Annotated in this window: 15 protein-coding genes; 6 read left to right on the top strand and 9 right to left on the bottom strand. The window is 65.1% G+C overall.

The genetic code is table 11. The annotated features are described in order from the left end of the window. Window positions 1-86: 86 nt before the first annotated feature. Window positions 87-1031 carry an alpha-E domain-containing protein gene (locus tag QQL28_RS33045; protein ID WP_284272309.1) on the bottom strand — a complete coding sequence of 315 codons (945 nt, stop codon included), beginning with the start codon at window positions 1029-1031 and terminating at the stop codon, window positions 87-89. A 5-nt stretch (window positions 1032-1036) separates the two neighbouring features. Continuing rightward, window positions 1037-2455, bottom strand: a complete 1419-nt coding sequence (locus QQL28_RS33040) for a circularly permuted type 2 ATP-grasp protein (protein ID WP_027526408.1) — start codon at window positions 2453-2455, stop codon at window positions 1037-1039. A gap of 224 nt (window positions 2456-2679) precedes the next feature. On the opposite strand from QQL28_RS33040, the gene QQL28_RS33035 reads away from it, so the two are divergent. The 4 genes from QQL28_RS33035 to QQL28_RS33020 are packed head-to-tail and all read left to right on the top strand — an operon-like array spanning window position 2680 to window position 5422. Continuing rightward, the gene (locus QQL28_RS33035) at window positions 2680-3417 is read left to right on the top strand and encodes a competence/damage-inducible protein A (protein ID WP_284272306.1); all 738 of its coding nucleotides are present in this window, start codon (window positions 2680-2682) and stop codon (window positions 3415-3417) included. 31 nt (window positions 3418-3448) lie between these two features. After that, entirely contained in the window at window positions 3449-3973 is a 525-nt protein-coding gene (gpt, locus tag QQL28_RS33030; RefSeq protein WP_284272305.1) for a xanthine phosphoribosyltransferase, read from the top strand. Between the two features lie 19 nt (window positions 3974-3992). Then, window positions 3993-4805, top strand: coding sequence for a class II aldolase/adducin family protein (locus QQL28_RS33025; protein ID WP_284272304.1), 813 nt, complete (start codon window positions 3993-3995; stop codon window positions 4803-4805). After that, window positions 4805-5422, top strand: a complete 618-nt coding sequence (locus QQL28_RS33020) for a hypothetical protein (protein WP_284272301.1) — start codon at window positions 4805-4807, stop codon at window positions 5420-5422. The genes QQL28_RS33025 and QQL28_RS33020 overlap by 1 nt, the downstream gene beginning before the upstream one ends. On the opposite strand, the gene QQL28_RS33015 is transcribed toward QQL28_RS33020, so the two are convergent. Beyond that, window positions 5419-5643, bottom strand: coding sequence for a hypothetical protein (locus QQL28_RS33015; protein WP_284272300.1), 225 nt, complete (start codon window positions 5641-5643; stop codon window positions 5419-5421). The two genes, QQL28_RS33020 and QQL28_RS33015, sit on opposite strands and share 4 nt — an antisense overlap. Beyond that, window positions 5643-6665 carry a methionine synthase gene (locus QQL28_RS33010; RefSeq protein ID WP_284272298.1) on the bottom strand — a complete coding sequence of 341 codons (1023 nt, stop codon included), beginning with the start codon at window positions 6663-6665 and terminating at the stop codon, window positions 5643-5645. Before QQL28_RS33010 ends, QQL28_RS33015 begins: the two co-directional genes overlap by 1 nt. A 186-nt stretch (window positions 6666-6851) precedes the next feature. Here QQL28_RS33010 and QQL28_RS33005 point away from each other — a divergent pair, with 186 nt between their 5' ends. Beyond that, window positions 6852-7460, top strand: a complete 609-nt coding sequence (locus QQL28_RS33005; protein WP_284272296.1) for a 2-hydroxychromene-2-carboxylate isomerase — start codon at window positions 6852-6854, stop codon at window positions 7458-7460. Then, window positions 7460-8437, top strand: coding sequence for an NADPH:quinone oxidoreductase family protein (locus QQL28_RS33000; protein WP_284272294.1), 978 nt, complete (start codon window positions 7460-7462; stop codon window positions 8435-8437). Before QQL28_RS33005 ends, QQL28_RS33000 begins: the two co-directional genes overlap by 1 nt. Before the next feature lie 101 nt (window positions 8438-8538). Here the strand turns inward: QQL28_RS33000 and QQL28_RS32995 are convergent, their stop codons facing one another. The 5 genes from QQL28_RS32995 to QQL28_RS32975 all read right to left on the bottom strand — a co-directional run bounded on the left by QQL28_RS32995 (window position 8539) and on the right by QQL28_RS32975 (window position 14730). Further along, the gene (locus QQL28_RS32995) at window positions 8539-9210 is read right to left on the bottom strand and encodes an alpha/beta fold hydrolase (RefSeq protein WP_284272292.1); all 672 of its coding nucleotides are present in this window, start codon (window positions 9208-9210) and stop codon (window positions 8539-8541) included. After that, window positions 9207-10097: a crotonase/enoyl-CoA hydratase family protein gene (locus tag QQL28_RS32990; protein ID WP_284272290.1), complete on the bottom strand. Its 891-nt coding sequence runs from the start codon at window positions 10095-10097 to the stop codon at window positions 9207-9209. Before QQL28_RS32990 ends, QQL28_RS32995 begins: the two co-directional genes overlap by 4 nt. A 176-nt stretch (window positions 10098-10273) precedes the next feature. Then, on the bottom strand, window positions 10274-11695 hold the full coding sequence (locus tag QQL28_RS32985; protein WP_284272289.1) for an amidase: 1422 nt from the start codon (window positions 11693-11695) through the stop codon (window positions 10274-10276). Beyond that, window positions 11688-12860, bottom strand: coding sequence for a M20 aminoacylase family protein (locus QQL28_RS32980; protein ID WP_284272287.1), 1173 nt, complete (start codon window positions 12858-12860; stop codon window positions 11688-11690). Before QQL28_RS32980 ends, QQL28_RS32985 begins: the two co-directional genes overlap by 8 nt. Window positions 12861-13083: 223 nt before the next feature. Further along, a complete protein-coding gene (locus QQL28_RS32975; protein ID WP_284272286.1) occupies window positions 13084-14730 on the bottom strand; it encodes an ABC transporter ATP-binding protein in 1647 nt (548 codons plus the stop codon). Between the last annotated feature and the right edge of the window lie 9 nt (window positions 14731-14739).

Genomic DNA, 14739 nt, shown 5'->3' with positions numbered 1-14739 from the left:
GCGACGAAGTCGCGAACCCGAAATCTAGAGGTTGTGGCGCGAGATTCCGGGTTCGCGCTTCGCGCGCCCCGGAATGACAGCGTGTATCAGATCAAATACTGCTTTGTGACGATTTCGCCCAGCCTGGAATTGTCCGCGATGAATTCCTGAATGAATTCATGCACGCCATGCTGGAAAATGTCGTTCATGTTGGAGTGTTCCAGCCGGTTGCGGATGCCGCGGGCGTGGCGCTGGGCCGGGCCCTGGCGGCCATAGGCGACGCCGATCTGGTCTAGGTTGCGCACGAGATTGCCGTAGCAGCTCGCCAGCGACCGCGGCAGCGTGTCGTTGAGGATGAGCAGATCCGCGATCAGCCAGGGTTTCAGCGTTTCGCGATAGACCCAGTGATAGGCAGTGAGCGCCGACACCGAACGCAGGATCGAGCTCCACTGATAGAAGTCGAGCGGGCCGCCGACATGTTCCTCCTCCGGCAGCAGCACGTGGTACTTCACGTCGAGAATGCGCGCGGTGTTGTCGGCGCGTTCCAGATGCAGGCCCAGGCGCGAGAACCAATAGGCATCGTTGCGCAGCATGGTCCGGTAGGCCGAACCGTCGAAGCGTAGCGAGGTCTCCTGCACGAAGCGCAGGAATTTTGCGAGCTCCTCCCGCGTCGAGGTGCCCTTGCTCCAGAGGGCCTGCAACTCGATCCAGGCCGAATTGATGGTGTCCCACATCTCGCTGGTCAGGGCGGTGCGGACCGAGCGCGAGTTCAGCCGCGCCGCCTCGATGCAGTTCCTGATCGAGGACGGGTTGGTCGCCGAGAACGAGAGATAGTCGACGACGTTGTGCTCGTTGGCTTCCTCATAGTTCTGATAGAAGCTTGCGGCGACGCCGGCGGTGAGCAGCGCCGAGTCCCATTCGTTGGTCTTGCCGACATAGGTCGCCGGCAGGGCGGTGACGCGCAGCGTCGCATCGATGGTGCGCGCAAGGTATTCGGCGCGCTCGACATAACGGGCGAGCCAGTAGAGGTTTTCGGCGGTACGCGACAGCATTCTCTCTACTCGTCCAGTATCCAGGTGTCCTTGGTGCCGCCGCCCTGGCTCGAATTCACGACCAGAGAGCCTTCCTTCAGCGCCACGCGGGTCAGCCCGCCCGGCACGATGGTGGTGCGCTTGCTGCCCGTCAGCACGAAGGGCCGCAAGTCCACGTGGCGCGGCGCGAGGCCGCTTGCGGTGCAGGTGGGGCAGGTCGACAGCGCCAGCGTCGGCTGTGCGATGAAACCTTCGGGCTCGCGCTTGAGCTTTTCGCGGAAGGCCTCGATGGTGGCCTTCGTCGCCGCTGGTCCGATCAGCATGCCGTAGCCGCCGGAGCCGTGCACCTCCTTGACGACGAGCTCGCTGAGATTGTCCAGCACATAGGCGAGGTCCTTCGGCTCGCGGCAGCGCCAGGTCGGCACGTTCTTCAGGATCGGCTCCTCACCGAGGTAGAATTTCACGATGTCCGGCATGTAGGAGTAGATCGCCTTGTCGTCGGCGATACCGGTGCCGACGGCGTTGGCGAGCGTGATGTTGCCGGCCGCATAGGCCGACATCAACCCGGGCACACCGAGCACGGAGTCGGGGCGGAAGGTGAGGGGATCGAGGAAGTCGTCGTCGACGCGGCGATAGATCACGTCGACCCGTTTCAACCCCTCCGTCGTGCGCATGAACACTTCGTTGTTCTTGACGATGAGGTCGCGCCCCTCGACCAGCTCGATGCCGAGCTTGTCGGCGAGGAACGAGTGCTCGTAGTAAGCCGAGTTGTAGACGCCGGGCGTGAGCAGGGCGACCGTCGGCTCGGCCGAGGCACTGAGCGGCGCGACGGAGCGCAAGGCCGCAAGCAGCTCGTCCGGATAGCGCTCGACCGGCGCCACCCTGTGGCGGGCGAACAGGTCCGGAAACAGCCGCATCATAATCTCGCGGTTTTCCAGCATGTAGGACACGCCGGACGGCGTGCGCGCATTGTCCTCCAGCACGATGAAGTCGTTGGCGTCGACCCGGACGATGTCGATGCCGGCGATGTGCACATAGACGTCGTGCGGCACCTGCTGGCCGTTCATCTCGGGCCGGAACACCGGGTTGTGGAAGATCAGGTCGTCGGGCACGACCTCGGCGCGCAGGATGTCGCGGCCATGATAGATGTCGCGCAGGAACATGTTCAGCGCCCGCACGCGCTGCTTGAGGCCCTTCTCCAGGAGCGCCCATTCCTTGCCCGACATGATCCTGGGGATCACGTCGAACGGAATCAGCCGCTCGGTGGACTCGGAATCCCCATAGACGGCGAAGGTGATGCCGATCCGGCGGAACAGCAGCTCCGCTTCCTGACGGCGATATTCGAGCGCCTCGGGAGGCGTCTCCTCGAGCCAGCGTGCTAGCTCCTGATAGGCGGGGCGCAGGTCCCCGCCGGGAATGTTCATTTCGTCAAACGCGACTGCCATAGATCCCGACTGTACTCCGTGGCCATGCTTGCGAGAGTGCATGACTTACCCCGGTGGTAGCAAGGGCCGGGCCAGCGCGATAAGCATGGACTGTGGGCATTTACCGGGGACGGCCGGAGACTTGCCTGAAAAAATGGCGGAGGACTGCTTATTTCAGCAGCAAAACCGCGTGACTTCAACGCGTTACCTCGGCAAAGTCGGCGCTACAGGTGAGGGACAGGTTTATGAGCGAGATCGTCACGGCGGGGATTCTGGTCATTGGGGATGAGATCCTGTCCGGCCGGACCAAGGACAAGAATATCGGCTTCATCGCCGAATATCTGACCAATATCGGCATCGACCTGAAGGAGGTCCGGGTCGTCTCCGACGACGAGCCCGACATCATCGCGGCATTGGATGCACTGCGGCATCGCTACACCTATGTCTTCACCACCGGCGGCATCGGCCCGACCCATGACGACATCACCGCCGACAGCGTGGCAAAGGCGTTCGGCGTCGGCATCGACCATCACCCCGAGGTGGTCGCCCGCTTCCGCGAGCGCTGGAGCGAGCAGGACCTCAACGAGGCCCGCCTGCGCATGGCCCGCATCCCCGACGGCGCCGAGCTGATCCAGAGCGCGACCATTCTCGCCCCCGGCTTCAAGATCGGCAATGTCATCGTGATGGCGGGCGTGCCGTCGATCATGCAGGCGATGATGGACATCGTCTCGCCCAAGCTGAAATCCGGCGTCCGTATGCTCTCCGAATCGGTCCGCGCCAATGCGCGGGAGGGCGACATCGGTGGCCCCTTGCGGGCGATCGCCGGCGCCCATCCCGACACCATCATCGGCAGCTATCCCTTCATGGACGAGGAGCAGAAGCCGAACACCAACCTTGTGGTGCGCTCGCGCGACCCGGAAAAGCTGGCGGCAGCGATGGCGGCGGTGAAGGAAATGCTGGCGGGATTGAACGTCACCCGCTAGCAGAAGACGATTGCGACGAATGGAGACGACGATGGGTGAGGCACCGGAACTGAGTGCGCAGGAGCGGGCCGGCAAGGCCTTTCCGGTTTCGTGGGACCAGTTTCACCGGGACTGCCGGGCGCTGACCTGGCGCCTCAACGAGGTCGGTCCGTTCCACGCGGTCATCGCGATCACCCGCGGCGGCCTGGTGCCGGCTGCGATCGTGGCGCGCGAACTCGGGGTGCGCATCATCGATACGGTTTGCATCGCCAGCTACGACCACACCAAGCAGGGCGACCTCCAGGTGCTCAAGGGCATTTCCGAAGCGGCGATGAAGCTCGGCGGCGGCACCGGCAAGGGCCTCCTGATCGTCGACGACCTCGTCGACACCGGCAAGACCGGCAAGCTCGTCCGCGAGATGCTCCCCGAGGCGCATTTCGCCACCGTCTACGCCAAGCCCAAGGGCCGTCCACTGGTCGACACCTTCATTACGGAAGTCTCGCAGGACACCTGGATCTTCTTCCCCTGGGACACTGCGCTGTCGTTCCAGCCGCCGCTCCGCGACGGCGCGGCGTAAGCAAGCGGGCTGATCGGCCATGGCTGGACTGTCGCGGTTGGCATGGTTCGGCTTCGTTGTCGCGTTCGCGGTGACGCTGCTTGCGGCTGAGGTCCGATGCCAGGATCGCCAGGCCTCGGCTCTCGACCCTGCCGTGATCGAGGACATCGTGGTCGGCAGCCGCGTTCTCGCCGAGCTCGGCGTGCTCGATGCGTTCGGCCATGTCAGCGCCCGTGATCCCAGGAATCCCGATCACTTCCTGATGTCGCGCTCGCTGGCGCCGGCGCTCGTCACCGCCGACGACATCATGGAAATCGATCTCGACGGCAATGCCGTCGATGCCAAGGGGCGCAGCGTCTTCCTGGAGCGCTTCATTCACAGCGAGATCTACAGGGCCCGGCCCGATGTCATGGCGGTCGTGCATACGCACTCGCCCGGTGTGATCCCGTTCACGATTACCCAGGTCGGCTTGCGGCCGGTCTTCCATAACGCGGCGTTCCTCGCCGCGGGTGCTCCGGTCTGGGACATCCGCAAAGACTTTGGCGAGACCAACATGCTGGTCAGCAATGCGGTCATCGGCAAGGGGCTGGCGCTCGCGCTCGCCGACAAGTCGGTGGTGCTGATGCGCGGTCATGGCGATGCCACCGTCGGGTCGTCGGTGAAGGTTGCGGTCTTTCGCGCCTACTACACCGACGTCAATGCCCGGCTGCAGTCGCAGGCGATCGCGCTCGGCGGCGAGGTGAATTATCTGACGGCAGCGGAGGGCGCCAAGGCCGATGCGATCAATCTGCAGGTTCTCGACCGTGTCTGGAACCTGTGGAAAATGCGCGTCACCGCGGCGCCACCAAAATAGTGCCGCTGCAAAACCGCGTCACGCCGCTAGGCGAGATCATCGCCACCCCGCATCGCGGGATGTTCACCGGCAACCGCGGCATCATCCACGATCCCGCAACGAAAACGCTCCTGAGAAAGCGCTGGTCGACGCCGGCCTGGCTGACCTGCACCTGCGAATTCCGCGGCCGCCGCCGCGAGGTGATGGCAACGCAGAGCTGGACCGAGCTGTTCTTCCTGGACGAGGCCACTGCGCTCGCCGCCGGACACCGCCCCTGCTTCTATTGCCGCCGCGACGATGCCAATCGCTTCCGGGCCGCATGGGAGAAGGGCAATCGCGTGCATGATGTCCGCATGCACGACATCGACACGGTGCTTCACCACGAGCGGCTCGATCACGGGAAGAAGCGGCTGCACGCGCTGCTGATGCCCCTCGGCCAGCTTCCCGAGGGCGCGATGGTGCAGCAGGGCGAGGAAAGCTATCTGGTGACGCAGGGCAGGGCGCTGCTGTGGTCACCGGGGGGGTATACCGTGGTCGAGCATCAGCCCGGCGACGCAACGGTGCTGACGCCGCCGTCGACGCTGCGCACGCTGCACGCTGGCTATGAGCCCGTGCTGCATCCGACGGCCTCGCTTTAGCGTAGCGGCCGCCCCTGTTCGTCCACGATCATCCGCGCATCGCGCAGGGCCCATTCGCGGATCACCTGGCGGCAGCGGGCCAGCTCCGCCTCGCTTGCTGCGCCCGCATCCTTCGATGCGCGCTCCACCATTGCCCTGCAATTGACGAGCACGGAACGGTCTTCGGCGTGTGCCGGCATCGCGATCGCTGCCAGCAGCACGATGCTGTAGGCGAGCTGCATCACCCCAGCCTCTCGCGTGCCAGCGCTGCGCCGGCGCCGAGCGCCATCAGCTTGGCCTCCGCGATCTCCCGCCGCATCGGCGCCATGCCGCAATTGGTGGTGGCGATGATGTTGCTCTTGGGCACGAATTTCGACACCGCGTCGATCACCTGAACGACGTCATCCGCCGTCTCGACGGTGTCGCTGGCGACATCGATCACGCCGGCCTGCACGATCTTGCTCTTGAGCAGAGACAGCAGATCGAGGGGGACCTTGGAATTGCGGCATTCGATCGCGACCTGCTGGATCGAGCTCGCATCGATCGCCGGAAAGATCTGCTCGTACTGCCGCCACTGCGCGCCGAGCGTCTCCTTCCAGTCGGTGTTGGCCTTGATGCCGTAGCCGTAGCAGATGTGCACGGCGGTGGCGCAGGTCAGGCCCTCGGCGGCGCGCTCCAGCGCCTTAATGCCCCAATCGTTGACCTCGTCCATGTAGACGTTGAAGGCGGGCTCGTCGAACTGGATGAGGTCGACGCCGTCGGCCTGCAACGCCTTGGCTTCCGCGTTCAAGAGCTCGGCGAAGGCAAAGGCCATCTTCACGCGGTCGCCATAGTAGCGATCGGCGATGGTGTCGATGATGGTCATCGGGCCGGGCAGCGTGAATTTCAGATTCTTCTTGGTGTGCGTCCGCGCGACGCGCGCCTCAAAGGCATGCACGCGTTCCCTGAGCTGCAACGGAGCGACCACCTGCGGCACCATCGCCTTGTAGCGATCTTTCCGGATTCCCATCTCGACCTTGTGCGCGAAGTCGATGCCTTCGATCTTCTCGAGAAACCCGTGCACGAAATGCTGCCGCGCCTGCTCGCCCTCGGTGACGATGTCGATCCCGGCGTCTTCCTGGATCTTCAGCCAGATCAGCGTCGCATCGCGCTTGGCGCACAAGAGCTCATCGCCCTTCGACTTCCAGGGCGCCCAGAGCATGTTCGGCTCGGCGAGCCATTCCGGTTTCGGCAAGGAGCCGGCAATCGTGGTTGGAAACAGCATGGCGTCCTCCCGGCGGGTTGTGATTGCGCACCTTCCTGCCATGTCTTAACGTCGAGGTACAGAACAACAAAAGTCGTTGTGCCGGAGATAATAAGGGTATTTCGGAAGAATACCGCCGAAGGCGGGACCGGGTGGCTCCTCGCAATGACGGGCGAGAGCAAAGAAAAACATAAGCAAGGAAACGCCATGATCGAATTCTTCTTCGACTGCTCCAGCCCCTGGACCTATCTCGCCTTCCACAACATCCAGCCGGTCGCGCGGGAGCTCGGCATCGAGGTTTCCTGGCGGCCGATCCTGGTCGGCGGCATCTTCAACAGTGTCAATCCGAGCGTCTACGCACAGCGTGAGAAGCCGGTGCCGCTGAAGGCGCGCTACATGCTGAAAGACCTCAACGACTGGGCGCGCTCGGCCGGCTTGTCCATCAAGATGCCGCCGACGGTGTTCCCGGTGAACAGCGTGAAGGCAATGCGCGGTTGCATCTGGCTTGGCAAAGACATGGTGCCGTTCGCGACCGCGGTGTTCGAGGCCTATTGGGGCGCCGACAGGGATATCTCGCAGGACGCCGTGCTCGCGGACATCTGCAAGACCGTTGGCGTCGACGCGCAAAAGTTCCTCGCCGGCATTTCCGAGCACGCGATCAAGGATCAGCTCAAGGCCAATACGGAAGAGGTCGTCGCGCGTGGTGGCTTCGGCTCGCCGACCATCTTTCTCGACAAGACCGACATGTATTTCGGCAATGACCGGCTGCCTCTGATCCGCGAGGCGCTGCTTCGCCGCAAGGCGAGTGCGGCCTGATGGTGCGGGCTGTCGTTTGCCGCGAGCTTGGTCCGCCCGAAAGCTTGCAGCTCGAGACCATCCCGTCGCGGCCGCTCGGGGAAGGTGAGGTGCGGGTTGCGGTCCGCGCCGCGGGCCTCAACTTTCCGGATATTCTGATGGCAGCCGGCGAATATCAGCTCAAGCCCGAGCTGCCGTTCACGCCCGGCGTGGAGGCCGCGGGCGACGTGACCGAGGTCGATGCGGCGGCGCGCGGCGTTGCGGTCGGCGACAAGGTCATCGTGAAGATGCGCTACGGCGCGTATGCCGACGAGGCGGTGGTCGCCAGCTCGCAGCTCACGCCGATGCCCTCGACCTTCGATTATGCGGAAGCCGCAACCTTCCTCGCCGGCCACGGCACCGCCTATCACGCGCTGATCGATCGCGGACGGGTTGAGGTGGGCGAGGTCCTGCTGGTGCACGGCGCCGGCGGCGGTGTGGGGCTCGCGGCGGTCGAGCTGGGCAAGATGCTGGGCGCGATGGTGATTGCCTGCGCGTCATCCGACGAGAAGCTCGCGATCGCAAAGGGAAGGGGCGCCGATCACCTCGTGCTCTATGCGCGCGAGCCGTTTCGCGATGCCGTCAAGCGCATCACCGACGGCCGCGGCGCCGACGTGGTGTTCGATCCGGTCGGCGGCGAGGTCTTCGAGAACTCGATGCGATGCATCGCCTGGGGCGCGCGGCTCCTGGTGATCGGTTTCACCGGCGGCATCGGCTCGGCGAAGACCAATCTGCTGCTGATCAAGGGTGCGAGCGTGCTGGGCGTGCGCGCCGGCGAAGCGGTACGCAAGAATCCGGCGCTGGGCGAGGTGCGCCTGAAAGCGCTGCTCGCATGGGCGGAGGAGGGCAAGCTTCGCCCCAACGTCTCGCATCGCCTGCCACTGGAGGACTATGCGAAGGCGATGCGACTTTTGATCGATCGCAAGGCGATCGGGCGGGTGGCGCTGGTGATGGATTGAGGTGCCGTAGTGTGGGTTAGCGAAGCGTAACCCACCACTTCTTTCGACGCGCGGAAAGCAAAGGGTAGGTTACGCCTTCGGCTAGCTAGCCCACCCTACGATCACGAGCCTATCGCAAATCGTCCATCCCGCAAGAAGGTGATGGTCGCGGCGATCGCCTCGTCATGTCGCATGAGCCACGGATGCGTCGCGTGCACCACCATGTGGTCGGCCATGCCGTCGACGACGGTGTTCGCGACCGAAACACGCCCATCATGGGGGCGCGGCAGCAGGGCGCCGGCCACCGGATAGATCGAGCGGTCGCCGGCGATGATGCCGACGGGATAATCTATTGGCGGCAGGAGCTCCGCGGTCGCGGCGTCGCGATGCGTGCCGAGCTGCTGTCCGGCCGGACCGAAGAAGGTGCGATACGGGAGATAGCGCATCAGGCGATCGGCGATCTCGCTGCCGCCATTGGGCGTTCCCAGCATCACGACGCGCCCGAGATTTCGCGTCCGGTGCCGCGCCAGATAGACGCGCGCCAGAAGGCCGCCCATGGAATGACAGACGAAATGCACGGAGCCGCCGACCGAGCCGGAAAACGAATCGATTGCGGGGTGAATGTCTTCCGCGAGCTCTTGAAGCGGCTTGCGACGGCTCGCATAGTCGAGGTTGAGGATTGCGTAGCCGGCGCGCCCGATCGCAAGTTCCATCTTGTGAAACGAGCGCGCCGTCCGGCTGATCCCGTGCAGGAGGACGACGCCGTCTTGCGGCACCGTCGGCTCCAATTTCACTTGTACTCGCGCTCCGTCCACCACGGAAAATAGTCCGGCATGTCGCTCGACACCTTGTTCTTGAACTGGGCGGGACGCTTCTCCAGGAACGACGTCACGCCCTCCTTGACGTCGTCCGACCGGCCGCGGGCGTAGATGCCGCGGCTGTCGACCTTGTGGGCTTCCATCGGATCGTCGGCGCCCATCATGCGCCACATCATCTGCCGGATCAGCGCGACCGACACCGGCGCGGTCTTGGCTGCGATCTCCTTGGCGAGAGCGCGCGCGGTCGGCAGGAGATCATCGGGCGGCACCACCTTGCTGACCAGCCGCCCGGCGAGCGCCTCCTGCGCCGGGAAGACGCGGCCGGTGTAGCACCATTCCAGCGCCTGCGAGATGCCGACGAGGCGCGGCAGGAACCAGCTCGACGCCGCCTCCGGCACGATGCCGCGCTGGGAGAACACGAAGCCGAAGCGCGCCGCTTCCGAGGCAATGCGGATGTCCATCGCGAGCTGCATGGTGACGCCGATGCCGACCGCCGGCCCGTTCACGGCGGCGATCACCGGCTTCAGGCTCTTGAAGATGCGCAGCGTCACCTGGCCGCCGCCATCGCGCACCTGCGGATCGCTGTAATCGACCTGGCCGCTCGCTAGCCGCTTCACCGGCCCGCGCTTTGCGTCCCGGTCAAAGGTGTCGGCGCCGGAGGAGAGATCGGCGCCGGCGCAAAAGGCGCGGCCCGCACCGGTGACGATGATGGCGCGGACATTGTCGTCCTTGTCTGCGGCGTCGAACGCCTCGATCAGCTCCGCTTGCATCTTGGCGTTGAAGGCGTTGAGCTTGTCTGGCCGGTTCAGTGTGATGGTGAGGATCTCGTCGGCGATCTCGTATTTGATCGTCTCATACGCCATGGTGGTTTCCTTCCCTTGTTTCTTTGTTGTCATCTGTACCACGTCATTCCGGGGCGCGCGAAGCGCGAGCTATGATGCGCAATTGCGCATCTGAGAATCCATAACCACAGGCAGGAGTCGCGAATGAATGGATTCCGGGCTCGCCGCTTTGCGACGCCCCGGAATGACAGAGGTGGTTATTTCTTCGGCGGCGATGGCCAGGGCCGCTGCGCACCGCGAAGTCCCTCGAACGCCTTGGCCATGCCGAGCACGCCGATATCGTCGAAGCGGCGGCCGACGATCTGGACGCCGATCGGAAAGCCCTTGGCGTCGAAGCCGCCGTTGATGGAGATCGCCGGGTTCTCCGACATATTCCACGGCACGGTATAGCAGATGTGCTCGAACGGCTTCATGGGATCGTTGGTGGGCGAGGCGAGCTCTGCCGGGAAATTCACGTTCGGTGCGGTCGGCGAGATCACGTAGTCGAGCTCGCAGAACAGCTTTGCCGCGGCGGCGCGGATCGCCATGGTCTGGTTGAATCCTCTGATCACCTCGACGCCGGAGAGCTTTGCGCCGGACTCGCCCCATTTGAAGATGTAGGGCAGCACTTTCGCCTGTTCCTCGGCCGAGAGCTTCGCGAGATCGTCCCACATCCGCGCGCGCCAGAAATTGTCGAGACCGTCGAGCATCTCGCGCGTCAAAATGCCGTCGACCTCGGTGACGACGGCGCCGGCGGATTCGAAGGCCTTCGCGGCTTTCACCGCGATCTCGCGCACCGGCTTTTCCAGGGGCAGGCCGACGCCGGGATCGAGCATCAGCCCGATGCGCAGTTTTCGCGGCGATCTTTCCAGCGCCTTCCAGTTGATGGTGTCGGCCGGCAGGCTCATGCCGTCGCGGCGGTCGGGCTTGGCGATCACGCTCATCATCAGCGCGCAATCGTCGACGGTGCGGGTCATTGGCCCTGCGACGCGGCCGATATAGGTCGGATCGATCGGCACGCGGCCAAAGCTCGGCTTCAACCCGACGAGGCCGCACCAGCCCGCCGGCAGCCGCACCGAGCCGCCGATATCGGTGCCGAGATGCAGGGGACCGTATCCGGCCGCAGCCGCCGCGCCGGCACCGGCGCTCGAGCCGCCCGGATTTTTCGAGAGGTCCCAGGGATTGCGGGCGAGCGCATGGAAGCTGGAAAGACCCGACGACAGCATGCCGTAATCGGGCATGGTGGTCTTGGCGAAGATGATCGCGCCGGCTTCGCGCAGGCGCGCGGCGGGCGGCGCATCCTTCGCCGCCGGCACGAGCTTCACGCTCGCCGCGCCGAGCGGCACCGGCACGCCCCTGGTCGCGATGTTGTCCTTGACCGTCACCGGCACGCCATCGAGCGGACCGGACGCCTCGCCGCCGGACCAGCGCGCGGTCGAGGTCTTCGCGACCTCGCGCGCGCCGTCGGGATCGAAGGCGTAAAGCGCCTTGAGATGCGGCTCCCACGCTGCGACATGCGCCAGCACGTCTTCCAGCACCTCGCTCGGCGAGAACTGCCTGGCCTTGTAGCCCGCGATCAGATCGACCGCGGACAGATCGTGCAGGGAGGTGACCTTCTCGTCGGCGCGCGGCTTATGCATGGCCACCGACCGGCATGCGCTGCTCGATGATGCGGGCGAACATGCTCGCGCCGATCGGCAAGATCTTGTCGTCGAGCACATAGCCGGGATTGTGCACGGGCACCGAGCCGTCATGGCCAACCCAGAAATAGGCGCCGGGAATGGTTTGCAGCATGTCGGCAAAATCCTCGCTGCCCATCTTTGGCTGGGTGCGGGTGATCACCTTGGCGGGATCGACGACGGTGCGCGCGACCTCCTCGACCACCTTGGACTGCTCGACCTGGTTCACCAGCACGCCGAAGGCGTCGCGGATGTCGGCCTCGATCTCGACCTGGAAGGCGCTGGCGACGCCGGCGCAGATGGTACGCATGCGCTCGCGGATCAGCGCGCGCACGTCGTCCGCGAAGGCGCGAACGGTGCCGCAGAGATGCGCTTCGCCGGGGATGACGTTGTAGGCGGAGCCGGCATGGATCTGGGTGATCGACACGACGGCGGCCTGGAGCGGCTCGACGTTGCGGCTGACGATGGTCTGGATCGCCTGCGCCAGCGTGGTTGCGATCACCACGGCGTCCTTGGAGCGCTCCGGCATCGCGCCATGCGCGCCATAGCCGTTGATGCGGAGGTCGAAGAAGTCGGCGCCGGCCATCGCGGGACCGGGCAGGATCGCGATCTCGCCGAGATTGAGATCCGGCGCGTTGTGCAGGCCGTAGAGTTCGTCGCAGGGAAACTTTTCGAACAGCCCGTCCTTGATCATCGCGCGGGCGCCGCCGAGGCCTTCCTCGGCCGGCTGGAAGATCAGATGCACCGTGCCGTCGAAGTTCTTCGTCTCGGCGAGATAGCGCGCGGTGCCGAGCAGCATGGTGGTGTGGCCGTCATGGCCGCAGCCGTGGAAGCGGCCGGGAATGGTCGAGCGCCATTTCAGATTGGTGTTTTCTTCCATCGGCAGCGCGTCCATGTCGGCGCGCAAGCCAATGCGCTTTGCGCTGGTGCCCTTGCCCTTGATGACGCCGATCACGCCGGTGCCGCCTAACCCGCGATGCACCTCGATGCCCCAGCTCTTCAGCTTGTCGGCCACGATGCCGGAAGTGCGGACCTCCTCGAAGCCGATCTCGGGATGGGCGTGCAGGTCGCGGCGGATGGCGGTGAGTTCGTCGGCGTAGCCGTCGATGCGGTCGATGGTGGGCATCTGTTCCTTGATCCAGTTGGGTCAAATGATGCACGACGTTACGCGCCTTTGCGGCAAGAGCAAGCAACGGACGCCATCGCGCCGCGCATGGCGTCAAGCTATTTTGGGAATGGTGGAGTTCGCTGTGAGCGAAGCAACCGACCACATCCGCGGTGTCGTCCTGGCTTTCGCCAGGACGACGTTGGGGAGACACGAGACCTCTCACCATCGCGCGCGGAGAAACCTAAGCCGTTGCCGCCGCGCTTTCCACCGGCCGGAAATTGGCGAAATCCCAGCCGCGGCCCGGCGCCGCGTCGAGCAGGGACTTGGTGTAGGCTTCCTTCGGATGCGTCAGCACTTCGGCTGCCGGGCCCTGTTCGACGACGCGGCCGTGCTGCATCACCACGACCTCGTCGCAGATTTGTGCGGCGACGCGCAAATCGTGGGTGATGAACAGGATCGCGATGCCGAGCCGCTTCTGGATCTCGTCGAGCAGTTCCAGCACCTGCGCCTGCACGGAGACGTCGAGCGCTGAGACCGCTTCATCCGCGACGAGCACGTCGGGATCGAGCGCGAGCGCGCGCGCAATGGCGATGCGCTGGCGCTGGCCGCCCGAGAACTGGTGCGGGTAGCGCGACACCGCGTCCGCCGGCAGGCCGACCAGCTCCAGGAGCTCGCGTGCCCGCTTCAGCGCATCGGCGCGCGAGACGCCGTAGTTGATCGGACCTTCTGCGATGCTCTCGCCGACGCTGACGCGCGGATTGAGCGAGCGGTAGGGATCCTGGAACACGATCTGGATTTTCTGGCGATGCGGCTGCAGCAGGCGTCGCGACAGGTCGGAGATTTCGCGGCCCGCGAGGCGTACGCCGCCCGAGGTCGGGTCGATCAGGCGGACGATGCAGCGCGCCACCGTCGACTTGCCCGAGCCGCTTTCGCCGACGATGCCGAGCGTGCGACCCTTGCGCAAGGTAAGGGTGACCTTGTCGGCGGCGACCACCTCGCGGCCTTGGCCGAAGAAGGTGCGCTCGCGATAGACTTTGCCGAGGTCGTTGGCCTCCAGCACGATTGGTTCCTTGGTCTCGGGGCGCGCCGGGCGCGGCACGAGGCTCGGTACCGAGGAGAGCAGGTTGCGGGTGTACTCCATGGTCGGATTGCGCAGCACGTTATCGAGCGTGCCGGTCTCGACCAGGCGGCCCTGCCGCATCACCGCGACGCGGTCGGCGATCTCGGCCACCACGCCCATGTCATGGGTGATGAACAGCACGGCGGTGCCGTGATCGCGTTGGAGGTCGCGGATCAGGGTGAGGATCTGTTTCTGCGTGGTGACGTCGAGCGCGGTGGTCGGCTCGTCGGCGATCAGCAGTTTCGGCTCCAGCACCAGTGCCATCGCGATCATGATGCGCTGGCGCTGGCCGCCGGAGAGGCGGTGCGGGTAGGAGGCAAAGATGCGCTCGACCTGCGGCAGCCGCACCTGCTCCATCATCTCGAGGATGCGCTTGCGCCGGGCTTTGGCGTCGAGATCGGTGTGGGCGCGCAGGACCTCGTCGATCTGGCGGCCGACCGGGACGACCGGATTGAGCGCGGTCATCGGCTCCTGGAAGATCATCGCCATTTGCGTGGCGCGCAACTGCCGCAGCCGGCGGTCGGTCGCAGTGAGGAGTTCCTCGCCGACGAGCTTGACGCTGCCGCCGGTCGGCCGCAGCGAGCCCTTCTGCAACAGGCCCATCACGGTGAGCGAGGTCACCGACTTGCCGGATCCGCTCTCGCCGACGAGGCACAGCGTCTCGCGCTCGCGAACCTGGATGGAGATGCCATCGATGATCTTCGGTCCGTTCGGCGTCTTGCCGATGGAGACGGTGAGGTTGTTGATATCGAGGACGTTGTTGGTCATCAAATCACT

Source organism: Bradyrhizobium iriomotense, assembly GCF_030160715.1.
GTDB classification, from domain to species: Bacteria; Pseudomonadota; Alphaproteobacteria; order Rhizobiales; family Xanthobacteraceae; genus Bradyrhizobium; species Bradyrhizobium iriomotense.
The sequence above is the reverse complement of the archived record's forward strand: the minus strand, read 5'-3'. Positions and strand labels throughout refer to the sequence as shown.